The following is a 14,148-nucleotide window of genomic DNA, read 5'->3' on the forward strand; positions in this document are numbered from 1 at the left end:
TCATGAATAAATTGTTATTTTTTTTGGGCTTTACCACTCAGGTGGTTTTTGGACAGCAGCTAACTAACTTGTCTGCGAATTCCAGTATTGAAAATAATTCACTTCAGGATATTGATAGAGTAGATATGCTCAACAAGCTGAGCTATTCCTACTATCGAATTTCAGCGGATACTATGCTGACCTATGCACATCAAGCTTCAGTTCTTGCCAAGAGAATTAATTATAGGCAGGGTATGATTTTAGCCTATGCCAATATGGGAACAGGTTATAGGGAAAGTAATCAATATGCATTAGCTATTACTTATTTAGATAGTGGCACTATGCTTGCCAAGAAAATTAATCATGATTCCTTGATCTCAGATATACTCAAAAGAAAGGCAGTAACGTATCGGTTTATGGGAGATTACTATAGGGCTATAGAGACCAATACAACGGCTATAAAAATCAAAAGAACAATAGACGATAAAGTTGGACTAAGTCATTGTCTAAGCAACTTAGGTATCGTTTATCAGAACCTGGGTGAATATGATAGTGCCTATTCTTATTTCGTGCAGTCGATAGATTTAAAAACTGTTACAGGAGATGAACTTGGGTTGTCCAGTACATTTCTGAACATAGGGAAGGTTAAACTTTATGTAAGAGACTATGAAGTGGCCTTGAACTATTTACAGACATCTCTGGAAATAAAGAAAAAACACCATGATATCAGGGGGCAGGCATTTGTATACGAGTTTCTGGGCGAGGTAAAACACAAAACGAATGATAACCTTTCAGCGCTGTCTATGTATCAAAAAGCTATCGATATTTATAGAAGCCGAAATGATCAAAAGGGCATTTCATCTATTTACAGTAAAATGGGCGAACTGTATGTACTAGATGCAAAATATGAATTAGGCATGGCTCATCTCATGGAGGCTGTATTGATAAAAAAGGACATTGGTGACAAACAGGGTTTGGCAGATGCCTATTTTAATCTTGCACTATGCATGAGAGGCCTTAATAGGCCGAGTCAATCTATTGTCTATAGTGATTCAAGTATTGGTATAGCAAATGCTATCGATTATTCTCGTGGATTGGCTAACGCAACTGGAGTCAAACATGAGGTACTAAATAGCCAGAATCAACATTTTGAGGCATACCAGACTCTTGTTTTGCACAACCAACATTTTAATAAGTTGGTCAACACAGAAAAATTGAAGGAAACAGTAAAACTAGAAACTCTTTATAGAGCAAGTAGATTGCAGAATGAAAATAGCTTACTGCAAAAGGAAAAGATTATATCCCAGGGGAAGCTAACCAAACAAGTTCTTGAGTTGGAAAAACAACGTTTGATAAGTTTTTCATTAATGATTACAGCTTTTCTTATGACAATATTAGCCTTGAATTGGTGGAGATATAATGCCAAAAAAAGAAAAGCAATTGATCTTTTAAGGAAACATAGCGAAGAAATTGCTATGCAAAGGGATAAAATAGCCTCTCAAACCACCGAGTTGAAATCTGCATATGAGGAAATAAAAGAGATGAATATGACTTTGGAAAAAAGGATACAAGAAAGAACTCATTTGTTACTAATGAAAAACGAGAAGTTAAAAGAATATACCTATTCCAATTCACATATTGTAAGAGCTCCATTGTCAAGAATTCTTGCCTTGGTCAGTCTTTTTGATAATGATAATTGTGATCTGGATGAAGCGCGGTTCATAAGCAAAAATGTTTATCATTCAGCTTTGGAATTGGATCAAATTTTGAGAGAGATTAATAGAGTGCTTGAAGAAGAAGGAGTGGTTTGATCAGCACGGGGTCAGAGGAATGAAATATTCATGAGATCATTCATTTTGTGTTCTCACCGAAGTAAGTATCACTCAGCAATATACTACAAACCTCTGTCAAAAAGATAAAAAAAGTCGGCACAACGGTGCCGACTTTTTATCTTAAGTGACCTTGTCAGGATTCAAACCTGAAACCTCCTGAGCCGTAATCAGGTGCTCTATTCAGTTGAGCTACAAGGCCAAGTATTTCTGCAAATATAGTTGAGTCTATTATTTTGTCTCAACCATTTATGAGTATTTTCAATAAAAAGAAGCCAATCGCAGCAGTTCCGTAATACATGATCACTAACCAGCGATTTTGTATGTCATGCCACCAGAGTACCACCCAGGGTTTGTAAAACAAACCAGTCATTAGAAGTAAAATGGAGGCATAACATAGGAAAGAAGTGATATATTTTATCGCTTCCAATGTGTCTTTTAGAGCGACCTTTTGATTTCTCTCTGCTCGAACCCTTCAATCACATCACCTACTTTGATGTCGTTGAACCCTTTGATTGAAATACCGCATTCGTAACTGTGTTTCACTTCGGTAACATCGTCTTTGAATCGCTTCAGTTGCCCAATTTCACCTTCATAAGTTACAATACCATCCCTAATCAATCGGATACTGTTAGCACGTTTTACATATCCATCAGTTACATAACATCCGGCTACTGTACCTACTTTTGTGATTTTGAAAATGTCTCTCACCTCTATATTACCTGTGATTACCTCTTCAACAGTAGGAGCCAATAGACCTTCCATAGCATCCTTCACGTCATTGATGGCATCATAGATGATCGAGTATAGTCTGATTTCAACCTCTTCTGTCTCTGCAATCTTCTTAGCGCCACCTGATGGACGAACTTGGAATCCAATGATAATCGCATCTGAGGCAGATGCTAACAGTACATCAGATTCTGAAATCTGGCCCACTCCTTTGTGGATGATATTTACTTGTACTTCGGTTGTAGAAAGTTTCAGTAATGAATCTGATAATGCCTCAACTGAACCATCCACATCACCTTTCACAATTACATTCAATTCCTTAAATGAACCGATAGCCAGGCGACGGCCAATTTCGTCAAGTGTAATATGTTTCTTGGTTCTGATACTTTGCTCACGCTGAATCTGCTCACGTTTGGTGGCAATCTCTCTTGCTTCCCTGTCAGACTCCATTACATTAAACTTGTCACCGGCTTGAGCAGCTCCATCTAGTCCCAGCATTTGAAGTGGAGTAGATGGACCAACTTTAGTTAATTTTGCTCCCTTATGGTCGAACATGGCTTTTACTTTGCCAAAGTAAGATCCCGCCAACACAACATCTCCAATTTCAAGTGTTCCAGACTGAACCATCATGGTAGTCACGTATCCACGTCCCTTATCTAGAGATGCTTCAATGATAGAACCAACAGCTTTCTTATTAGGGTTCGCTTTCAGTTCTAGTACTTCTGCTTCAAGCAGTACTTTTTCAAGTAGGTCTTCTACACCCTGTCCAGTTTTTGCAGAAATCTCCTGACACTGGTATTTTCCACCCCAATCTTCAACCAGAATGTTATTGCTAGACAATGCTTCCTTAATTTTATCAGGGTTAGCATTAGGTTTGTCTATTTTGTTTATGGCAATAATGATAGGTACGCCTGCTACTTGCGCATGGTTAATTGCCTCTTTAGTTTGTGGCATGACGTCGTCATCCGCTGCGACCACTATGATTACAATATCAGTGATTTTCGCACCTCTGGCACGCATAGCGGTAAAGGCTTCGTGACCAGGTGTGTCAAGGAAAGCAATTTTCTTCCCTGATTCAGTCATTACGTCGTATGCGCCAATGTGCTGGGTTATACCTCCAGCTTCATCAGCAGTCACTTTTGAATCTCTTATATAATCTAGAAGGGATGTTTTACCGTGATCAACGTGTCCCATAATAGTAACAATAGGGGCACGATCAGCGAGTGATTCTTCTGAATCTACTTCTTCTACTACATCAACTTCTTCGTCTTGGGTGGTAAAGTCGACATTGAAGCCGAATTCATCAGCAATGATGGTAATTGATTCTGCATCAAGTCTTTGATTAATAGACACAAACATGCCCAACGACATGCACGTAGAAATAATATCATTGACGGAGACATCTAACAAGCTTGCCAAGTCATTAGCTGATACAAATTCAGTTACTTTAAGAGTTTTTGACTCCTCCTGTTCCTGTATTAGTCTTTCTTCTTCGGCATCTGCTACGGCAGATCTTTTCTCTTTTCTGTATTTTGATCTGCTTACATTTGAGCTTGTTTTACCTCCACTCAATTTGGCGAGCGTTGCTTTGATTTTATCCTGAATTTCTTTATCAGTCAGTTCTTCTTTAACAACTTTTTTCTTGCCTTTGTCGAATCTTCCTCCTTGTCCAGGTTTGCCCGTACCACCTCGTGGTCCTGACTCCTTTTTTGAAGTGCTTATGCGCTTTCTTGGACGTTTTTTATCTCCTGAGGTGTCTGAAGATGCCACAGGTTTGTCTTTATCCGCCTTGCTAGGTGTCTTGGGTAGTTCAATTTTGCCAAGCACCTTTAATCCTCTTAAAGAATCGGCTTTTGCCTCTATGGTTTTGTTCTCCGCTTTCGCTGGGGTCACCTCGGGATCTTTAGTTACCTCTTTTTTAGGTTCTTTCGGTGGTTCAGGCTTAGGTTCTTCTTTGACCACAGGAGCCTCTTCCACTATAGGTTCTTCTACCTTAGGTTCTTCTTTCTCTTCTTTTTTTGGTTCGGCCTCTGGGGCTTTTTCCTCTACCTTAGGTTCTTCTTCCTCTTTCTTCTTTTTATCTCCAAGATCTATTTTACCTACTACTTTGATTCCCTGAAGTTTTGGGCTGTCTACAGATGACTCTTCTGTTTTGGCAGATTCTTCAGGCTTCTCTTCCGCAGGAGGAGCGTCTTCCACGGTAGCTTGTGTATTGTCGGTAATAAGAATTTCTTCTTCTTTGATAGTTTCTTCTTTTTCCGGAGCGACTTCGGCTGTGATCACAACATTGTCTCCAGACTTGGATCCAATAGTGAGACCACTTGCTTCTTCTTTCTCATGTGCAGAGTCAGCATATTCCTTTGCCAAAATTGCATACTGATCCGGGGTAAGCTTGGTGTTGGGGCTCCGCTCTATTTCATGCCCCTTTTCAGACAAGAATTCAACCACGGTATCAATACCGACGTTGAGCTTTCTTGCTGCCTGATTGAGTCTTATCATTTTACCTTCAGCCATAGTCAATTAAAAAGTATTCTTCTGATTTTAATAATCAGTTATTGTTCAAATTCTTGTTTTAAGACACCCAATACGTTGTTGATGGTCTCTTCTTCCAAATCAGTTCTTCTGAGTAATTCTTCAGTAGAAAGTGACAATACACTTTTTGCTGTATCCAAACCAATTTTTCTCAATTCGTCGATTACCCAGTCTTCGATTTCATCAGTAAATTCTGCCAACGCCACGTCTTCTTCTTCTAGCCCGTCTAATTCTCTGAAGACATCAATCTCCATATCCACCAGCCTGCTCGCCAACTTAATATTTTGTCCACCTTTTCCAATGGCCAAAGACACCTGATCAGGTTTGAGATAAACAGAAACTCTCTTATTTTCCTCTTCTATTTTGATGCTTGTAATCTTTGCAGGACTCAGTGCTCTCGTGATATACAAATCCATATTGTCTGTGAAGTTAATCACATCAATGTTTTCGTTTTGTAATTCACGTACAATACTGTGAATTCTAGACCCCTTCATACCTACGCATGCTCCTACAGGATCAATTCTGTCATCGTAAGATTCTACTGCTACTTTGGCTCTCTCTCCTGGTTCACGAACGACCTTTTTGATAGTAATCAACCCGTCGTATACTTCAGGCACTTCGCTTTCAAAAAGTCTTTCAAGGAACGTAGGAGAGATTCTTGAAAGAATGATTCTTGGATTACCATTGACGATCTCTACGCGATCCACGATGGCTCTGACTGAATCGCCTTTTCTGTATCTGTCTTTGCCAATTTGTTCAGATTTAGGAATCGTTAATTCGTTTCCTTCGCCATCAATTAGCAATACTTCTCTACTCAAAGTTTGATAAACCTCGCCGTTGATTATCTCGCCAACCAGGTCTTTATACTTTTGGAATAAGATATCTTTTTCAAGGTCTTTGATCTTTTGAATCAAAGTCTGACGTGCTGTCATAACCATTCTCCTGCCAAAATCTAGAAGTTTTACCTCTTCAGCTACTTCTTCTCCGATTTCAAAATCGGGTTCTATCTTTCTGGCATCTGTCAGACTGATCTTGTCATGATCCCAAATGTCTTCTGAATTGTCATCCACAATCTCTCTAAACCTCCAGATTTCAAGGTCACCTTTGTCCGCGTTGATAATGATGTCAAAATTGTCATCATATTCAAACTTCTTTCGGATCATGGTTTTGAATACATCTTCGAGTATTCTTATCATGGTAGGACGGTCTACATTTTTGCTTTTTGCAAAATCCGAAAACGACTCTATTAATACAGAACTATCCATTTTATTATTTGAATGAAACTAGAACAATAGTTTTATTTATATCTTCAAAATTTATGACTTTGGTTTCGGTGGTTTTCTTCTTTTTATCAATGACTATTTCTAGTTCTACTGAAGATTCCGTCACCTTTTTCAACTGACCTTCCATAAGGGTCTGGTCGTTCAATGTCACTTTTATCATCTTGCCAATGTTCTTGACATATTGCCTGTTCAGTTTGAGCGGATGATCCAGCCCGGCTGAAGAGACTTCTAAGGTCAAAGGTTCGCTCAATTCGATTTCTTCATCAATAAAGTGAGAGACCTCACGGCTTACCTTGGCACACTGTTCGATAGAAATTCCCTGATCACCATCAAGTAGTACAATGACCTTTCCACTTCGGTCATTTCCTTTTTTGATAATATCGACCAAAAACAAGTCCTCTTGCTCTGATATGACATTTTCTACTACCGTTTGTATTTTATCTACTATGCTTTCAGTCACAATTTCTACCATAAAAGAAGGGGACTCAAGTCCCCTCATTCCTGAAATCTATATTTCGAATGCAAATTTAGACTAATAATCTGTCAAAACAAATATTTGAATCGATAATGAGGCTAGTAAGTCTACCCCAAAAAAGAAATTAAAACGCCTGCCGCAACGGCCGACCCAATCACACCTGAGATGTTGCTGGCCATAGCGTATTGTAGTAGATGGTTTGACGAATCATGCTTGAGAGCAATCTCATTTGCTACACGTGATGCCATAGGTACAGCGGATAGCCCAGTAGCGCCTATTAATGGATTGATTTTCTTTTTGGCAAATAAATTATAAAGTTTGACGGCGAAGATACCTCCGGCAATAGAGATCGCAAAGGCGATAAAACCACCTACGACAATCATTAGGGTTTCTACATTTAGAAAGGCCTTAGCTGTCATTGTGGCCCCTACGGACAACCCTAAAAATATTGTAGCTGCATTCATGATTGAGCTGGAAGCTGCGTCAAAAAGTCTGGAGGTGTTACTACCGATTTCTTTTACCAGATTACCAAATAAAAGCATGCCAACTAATGGAACGGAAGAAGGAACCATGATAGCTACAATAGTACCTAGAGCAATAGGAAATAATATTTTTACGGCCTGTAGATTTTGGATTGGCTTTCCTGAAGGAAACAACTTATCCTGTTTTTTCATGTTAATTTGGAGCTCACTTTTGCTCATGGTGAATCGAACGACAAAAGGAATGATTACAGGAACCAAAGCCATATAGGAGTAGGCTGCAATTGCGATTGGCCCTAGTAAATGAGGGGCTAACTTGATTGTGGTATAGATGGCGGTTGGACCATCAGCACCGCCAATAATTCCTAAAGAGGCCGCCTCTTTAGGAGTAAACCCCATGAGAATGGCGGCAATCAATACCGAAAAAATACCTATCTGTGCAGCTGCACCAAAAAAGGCCAGTCGTAGATTACGGAGCATAGGGCCAAAGTCAGTAAGAGCACCTACTCCCATAAAAATAATTGGGGGAAGAAAACCGGTTTTAATCAGGGCATAATAGAGAAAATTCATGATCCCATGATGTTTGGCTATTTCCAAAAGGTTTTGGCCATCCTCAATTTTTACAACACCCATTTCCCCCCCAGGAAAGTTGGCAAGAAGAACACCAAACGCTATAGGCACAAGAAGTAAAGGTTCGTACTCTTTTTTAATGCCTAGATAAAGTAACCCAAAGGCTACTAAAATCATCAGAATATTCTCTGGTTGGGCTGCCAAATCTCCAATGGCAGTCATTTCATATACTTTGCGAAGTAGTTCCATTCAGATAGTCTTTAGTTCAATTTGAATAAGACATCATCATCGAAAATGTCCTCACCATCTTTGATACATACTTCAGCGATTGTCCCACTTTGATCCGCTTTGACTGCATTCACTACCTTCATCGCTTCAATGTAGCAAATGACATCTCCTTCACTAATTGTATCCCCTACCTTTTTTGCCGTTTCTGAGGAATCTTTGGTCAGGAATACCTTGCCTTCAAGTGGTGCAAGAATTTCTTTCACTACACCATTGGAAGATGAGACTGGGGTAGCGGCATTTTGTGAGTCGTCTGCCGATTGACCACCATCATAGGAAATGTTTACGTTGAATTTTTCTCCGTTAACATCAACCTGAATAGACTTTGGGCCTAAGTCCCAGCCGTCATTACCATTAGCGACAGCAGAGGTTGGTGTTTGTGCTTTTGTCTTTTTGCCTGCTAAATCAGCTTCAAAATCTGCCTTGGCTTTTCCTGATTTGTAATCAATGTATTGTTGTGGATGAAGTGCATATTCTAATAACTCTTCATCATCTTGGCCAGTTTCCCAGCCTTTTTCAGCCATTTCTTTTCTTAGATCGTCTAAACAATCCGGAACTAACTCTGCTGGATCTCCTTCAAAAAATTCTCTTCCCTGCTCTTTGGCCAAATCTTTAAGTTCGGTACTGACCTCACCCGGCAGGCGGCCAGATTTACCAAGCATCATATCCCAAGTGTTGTCATCGAGTAAAGACCATCTTTCTTTACCTTTTTCCATTTGCATGACATTGACGAGTGCGGCATTTTTTACATATTGACTATATGGTGTTACCAGTGGAGGATACCCCATCATTGGCCACACATGTTGTACCTCATCAAACAACTTGATAAGCAGATCATCCTGTGTCAACTGTGGTTTGTTGTTTTTCTCCATCCATTTGTTGAGACTTTTGAGGTTATTCTCCAGATCAGCCATCAAGCTTCCCATCATTCCGCCAGGTAAGCCAGGAGCAATGAGCAAGGAATTCATCAATCGATTTTTGGGATTGATATAATAACCCAAGAAATCATCAATGAACTCCTGTGTCAGCGTTCGAACCTGCATATAGGCTTTCATATTGATGTCAGGCAGAGAATATCCAGCATCCTTTAATACTTCATGCACGGTAAGAAGGTCAGCATGCACAGTTCCCCAGGACAATGGTTCGACGGCTACGTCAACTATGTCTGCGCCTGCTCGAACGGCTTCCAAAGAGGAAGTTACTGAAAACCCCGGTCCGGAATGACCGTGATATTGCACTAAAATGTCGGGCTTAATTTCTTTAATACCGGCTACAATTTTCCCTAAAGAAACTGGACGGCCAATCCCGGCCATGTCCTTAATGCATATCTCTTCTGCTCCTAGGTTAATTAGCTCTTCGGCCTTACTGATGTAATAATCTACCGTGTGGATTTTGGAATAGGTAATACACAAACAGGTTTGGGAAATCATTCCTCCGGCTTTGGCATACTCAATGGACTTCTGGAGATTACGAGCATCGTTTAATCCGTCGAAGGAGCGGGAAATGTCAGTGCCTTGAAGTTTTTTTACTTTGAACATCAATTCCCGAACGTCATTGGAGACTGGATACATTCGAAGGGCATTTAGTCCCCTTTCTAACATCTGGGTTTGAATACCTGCATCATTGAACGGCTGTGTCCAGGCACGATTCGACACATTGGGATTCTCTCCATACAACAAGTTGATCTGCTCGAATCCCCCTCCGTTGGTTTCTACCCTTTTAAAGCATCCCATATCAATGATGGGCTCAGCTACTCTGGTCAATTGATCAACCCGTGGCATGTATTTGCCTGATGATTGCCACATGTCTCGATATACTAAGCACAATCCTATCTCTCTTCCCATGATACTATTTGATTTTGTTGATGCTAGTGACTTTTCCTTTACCCTTTGTGAAAATTTCAATTGCGGATGTAATGGCCGCAATTTTGGTTGGTGCGATTTCTGTAGCTTTTGAGGTATGGTCTGCAGATGCTTCCACCATTGGAACATAATGATTGACGAAGCGTATTAATAGCTTTCCTACTATAACTACACAAAGTAGAACGATGAATACGGTAATCATACCGACTCCCATGAGTAAGAAAGCTGTGCGCAGTTCGTCTGTCATAAAATTTCTAGCGTATTGTAATTAACTTAATTGCAACTTAAATAATATTGTAGAAACCGATAGAATTCGTATGAAAAATATTGAAACCGAAATATTAATAGATGCGCCCATTGAGGTAGTATGGCGCACGCTTATGAACTTCGAAAACTATCGACACTGGAATCCATTCCTTACCATAGAGGGAGAAGCAATTCTTGGTAATAAACTGGATGTCATCATTAGTATGGAAGGTAAACGAAACTTCTTTAAACCCAAGGTAGTGGCATTTGAAGAAGGCCGGCGCTTCGAATGGACGGGCAAACTGATCTTAAAAGGACTTTTCGCAGGTAATCATTATTTTAAGCTGGAACCCGTTACTGAATTTCAAACCAAATTTATTCACGGAGAAAACTTTACCGGATTGCTGAAAGGAGCAATTATGAAGAAAATCCAGGACAAAACCATTAAAGGGTTTGAGTCAATGAATGAGGCCATGAAAAAATATGCAGAGGAGCAGGTAATATAGTATGCATGCATAATTAAAATTGACAAGTGCTTGACTCCGGGGATCTGTTTTTTTATTTTTGAAAGTTCATTACTTCAAATTGAACCCTTAAATAATAGCTATGATCACTTACGCAGAAGCGGTTCTTTACATTATTCCTGTCTTTCTAGTGCTTATGTCTATCGAGTCGGCCTATGGGATATGGGTTAATAAAAATACCTTTAGAAGTTTTGATACCATCACTGGAATATCTTCGGGAATTACTAACTCCATCAAAGATCTACTTGGCCTCACATTGGTCATTATCGCATATTCCTGGTTATATGAAAAACTTGCGTTTATAGAAATAAAAAGTACTTTTTGGATCTACGCTATTGGTTTCATTGCTATCGACTTTTCTTCCTATTGGGTCCATCGTCTGCGTCATCATGTCAACTATTTTTGGAATGAGCATGTTGTGCATCACAGCAGTGAAGAATTCAACATGGCATGTGCGTTGCGTCAGAGCATATCGTCATTTTTTGGTATTTATTCTGTGCTTTTGATTCCTGCGGCATTATTGGGAGTACCCCCACAAGTCATGGCAACGATAGCTCCGCTCCATCTGTTTTTACAGTTTTGGTACCACACCCGACATATTGGGAAACTTGGTTTTTTAGAATACATCATAGTAACGCCTTCACAGCATCGTGTTCATCATGCTATTAATCCGATTTATCTCGACAAGAATTTGGCAGCTATATTTTGTGTTTGGGATAGGGCCTTTGGTACTTTTCAGGAAGAATTGGATGATGAGCCTTGCGTATATGGCGTAAAGAAAGCGCCCCTTACCTGGAATCCAATATTGATCAATTTCCAACATTTGTGGTTGCTGATTAAGGACGCATGGAGAACCGATAATTGGTGGGATAAATTGAGAATCTGGTTTATGCCATTGGGATGGAGGCCGGAAGATATCAGAGATAAATACCCGATTGATTACATCGTCGATCCAAAAGATCAAATTAAATATGATACTCAAGCTTCTTCCTGGTTACATATTTGGTCATGGTTTCAGTTAGGTATGACTCACGCATTCCTAATCTTTATGCTGATCAATTTTGTTGAGATCGGTTTTCCCTTGCTTTTTGCTTATGGCGCTTTCCTTTATCTCCACATTTACAGCTCTACCTCCTTGATGGATTTGGATAAATCGGCCGTTTTGATTGAGTCTGCTAAGTGCTTGGGTGGTGTTTATTGGATTCTTGAGTCTGGAGACTGGTTTGGACTTAACGCTTATTGGTCATTTGGTTCTGTACTGATCATAGGTTATTTGGCTTTTTCGTTTTTAGCTACCCTTGGATTTTCGATTTGGGAGTTTAAAACAACTGATCAGATGGTGACAGCCGAGAATTGAAAAAACCACCAAGTGAATCTTGGTGGTTCCTATTTTTTTTTAATACTTAAAATTAGCTCTTGGAAGCCACCCAGTCATTGACCATCGTTTCCAGCAGGTCCAACGGAACAGCACCACTAGTCAACACAACATCGTGGAATTCACGAATGTCGAATTTTTCACCTAGTCTGGTTTTAGCCCCTTCTCTCAGCTCTAGAATTTTTAACATCCCTATTTTGTAAGCTGTTGCCTGAGATGGCATAATGATGTGACGCTCTACCATTCTCACACATTCTCGCTCTGAGCCGGAGGTATTTTCCTGATAGTAGGCGATACCATCTTCACGTGTCCATTTCTTGCCGTGAATTCCTGTATCTACTACCAATCTACATGCTCTCCAAAGCTCCATTGCCAATCTGCCATAATCAGAGTACGGATTTTCGTAGAGCCCCATTTCTTTTGGTATGTATTCGCAGTACAATCCCCAACCTTCAGTATATGCTGTATATCTCGAATATTTCCTGAATTTGGGAAGTCCTTCGAGCTCTTGGGAGATAGATAGTTGCATATGGTGTCCTGGTATACCTTCATGATAGGCTAGAGCCTCCATTTCAAATTTCGGCATGTTCTTCGAATCAGCAAGGTTGGCATAGTAGGTGCCCGGTCTAGTTCCATCAGGAGCAGGTCTTTGGTAGAATGCTTTTCCAGCTGACTGTTCGCGAAATGCTTCCACGCGCTTCACAACCATGTCTGCTTTTGGTTTGGTTAAAAATAATTCGCCCAATCGATTTTTCATGTTATTTATGATGGACGTAGCACTATCCATATAAGCTATTTTTCCGTTGTCGGTGTTTGGATAATAAAACTGATCGTCGGTCTTTAGGAATTCAAAGAAATCTTGTAATTCTGCTTCAAATCCTACTTTTTTCATGATTTCCCTCATTTCGTCATGAATACGAGCAACCTCCTTCAGGCCAATCTCATGAATTTCATCTGAGGTCAAATCTGTGGTCGTTGTATTTTTCAGTGCTTGACTGAAGAAAGCCACGCCGTCAGGAAATTTCCAGGCACCGTCATCTGTTGTTGCTCTTTTTTCTTGTTCGGATAAGAAGAAAATGAGTCCTTGATAGGCCGGCTTTACACTGCCTATCAAGGCTTCATTGGCTTGGCTTAACAGTTCTTCTTTTTCGTTTTGGTCTAAGTTATCCAACCTACTCAATTTCCCTGAAAAATCTGCCAACAGCGTACTTGGTTCGCCGCCTGTAAATGGAGCGCCCTTCAAAAGGTTCTTAGAGTCAGAAATAACTCTCGGAAAAACGAATTTTGGAGGCACAATGCCTTTCTCTTCTCTTGTCTTGAGATTTACAATGAGTTGATCAAATACTGGCTTCAATTTATTTAAACGAGAAATATAGGCTTCTGCATCGACCCTGTTTGTAATCTGATGCATGTTGATCAAAAATGCTGGCTTTCCAGAATGCATGCCAAACATTTGATTTACTGGGTAATTGTAATGCCTGTATTTGAAGTTGTTGATTTCTTTCTCAGCTGATGCTACAAATAGATCGTAACTTACCTTTGTGTTTTCGTCAAGTGCATTGTAGTTGATCGAATCTTTGATCCATTGCAATTCTTGTTTTGTAATTTCTAATTCAGTTTTTGCATTTTCATCAGAATAGTTGTCCCATTTATCTTGGTTCGTTTTGATGCCAAGCTGTGTTTGAAATTCAGGGCTTCTGTCTAATCCTTCGTTGAATGACTTTTCGAAGAAATCGTTTGTTTTTTTTGATTCAGCTGCCATCTCTTCAGCAGTGTAGCTGATTTTCTTGCTCTCGGGAGTGCAGGCAGCGAGAATGGCTAAAATAAAGAGTAGTGAATTTTTGACTAGATTCATTTTTTTAATTTTGGTTTAACGCGATGCAATTTATATCAATTACTAGTTAATGAGATGACTGCTGGTCAAATTGCCGCCTTTTTGTAGGGGCAAGCACATTTTTAGTTGACTTAATAAAAAACTTC

General features: G+C 39.8%; 10 protein-coding genes and 1 tRNA gene. 3 read left to right on the forward strand and 8 right to left on the reverse strand.

Annotated elements, in window-relative coordinates:
• Positions 1-2: 2 nt before the first annotated feature.
• Entirely contained in the window at positions 3-1,790 is a 1,788-nt protein-coding gene (locus ABJD64_RS03780) for a tetratricopeptide repeat protein (protein WP_348177566.1), read from the forward strand.
• Positions 1,791-1,936: 146 nt separating this feature from the next.
• Here the strand turns inward: ABJD64_RS03780 and ABJD64_RS03785 are convergent.
• From ABJD64_RS03785 to ABJD64_RS03815, 7 genes are all read right to left on the reverse strand, one after another.
• Positions 1,937-2,010 (reverse strand) — tRNA-Arg (locus ABJD64_RS03785).
• A 236-nt stretch (positions 2,011-2,246) separates the two neighbouring features.
• Positions 2,247-5,051 (reverse strand): translation initiation factor IF-2, encoded by a 2,805-nt coding sequence (gene infB / locus ABJD64_RS03790; protein ID WP_348177568.1) that lies wholly within the window; start codon positions 5,049-5,051, stop codon positions 2,247-2,249.
• A gap of 38 nt (positions 5,052-5,089) precedes the next feature.
• The gene (gene nusA / locus ABJD64_RS03795) at positions 5,090-6,334 is read right to left on the reverse strand and encodes a transcription termination factor NusA (RefSeq protein WP_348177570.1); all 1,245 of its coding nucleotides are present in this window, start codon (positions 6,332-6,334) and stop codon (positions 5,090-5,092) included.
• Between the two features lie 4 nt (positions 6,335-6,338).
• Positions 6,339-6,851, reverse strand: a complete 513-nt coding sequence (locus ABJD64_RS03800) for a ribosome maturation factor RimP (RefSeq protein WP_348177572.1) — start codon at positions 6,849-6,851, stop codon at positions 6,339-6,341.
• A gap of 83 nt (positions 6,852-6,934) precedes the next feature.
• Complete coding sequence (locus tag ABJD64_RS03805) at positions 6,935-8,125, reverse strand: sodium ion-translocating decarboxylase subunit beta (protein ID WP_348177574.1); 1,191 nt, start codon at positions 8,123-8,125, stop codon at positions 6,935-6,937.
• An 11-nt stretch (positions 8,126-8,136) separates the two neighbouring features.
• Positions 8,137-10,005 (reverse strand): biotin/lipoyl-containing protein, encoded by a 1,869-nt coding sequence (locus ABJD64_RS03810; protein ID WP_348177576.1) that lies wholly within the window; start codon positions 10,003-10,005, stop codon positions 8,137-8,139.
• 4 nt (positions 10,006-10,009) lie between these two features.
• Complete coding sequence (locus ABJD64_RS03815; protein WP_348177578.1) at positions 10,010-10,270, reverse strand: OadG family protein; 261 nt, start codon at positions 10,268-10,270, stop codon at positions 10,010-10,012.
• Between the two features lie 70 nt (positions 10,271-10,340).
• Here ABJD64_RS03815 and ABJD64_RS03820 point away from each other — a divergent pair, with 70 nt between their 5' ends.
• On the forward strand, positions 10,341-10,775 hold the full coding sequence (locus ABJD64_RS03820; protein ID WP_348177579.1) for an SRPBCC domain-containing protein: 435 nt from the start codon (positions 10,341-10,343) through the stop codon (positions 10,773-10,775).
• 100 nt (positions 10,776-10,875) lie between these two features.
• Entirely contained in the window at positions 10,876-12,150 is a 1,275-nt protein-coding gene (locus tag ABJD64_RS03825) for a sterol desaturase family protein (protein ID WP_348177581.1), read from the forward strand.
• A gap of 52 nt (positions 12,151-12,202) precedes the next feature.
• On the opposite strand, the gene ABJD64_RS03830 is transcribed toward ABJD64_RS03825, so the two are convergent.
• Complete coding sequence (locus ABJD64_RS03830; protein WP_348177583.1) at positions 12,203-14,023, reverse strand: DUF885 domain-containing protein; 1,821 nt, start codon at positions 14,021-14,023, stop codon at positions 12,203-12,205.
• Positions 14,024-14,148: the final 125 nt, after the last annotated feature.

Source organism: Reichenbachiella sp., assembly GCF_039944555.1.
GTDB lineage: Bacteria > Bacteroidota > Bacteroidia > Cytophagales > Cyclobacteriaceae > Reichenbachiella.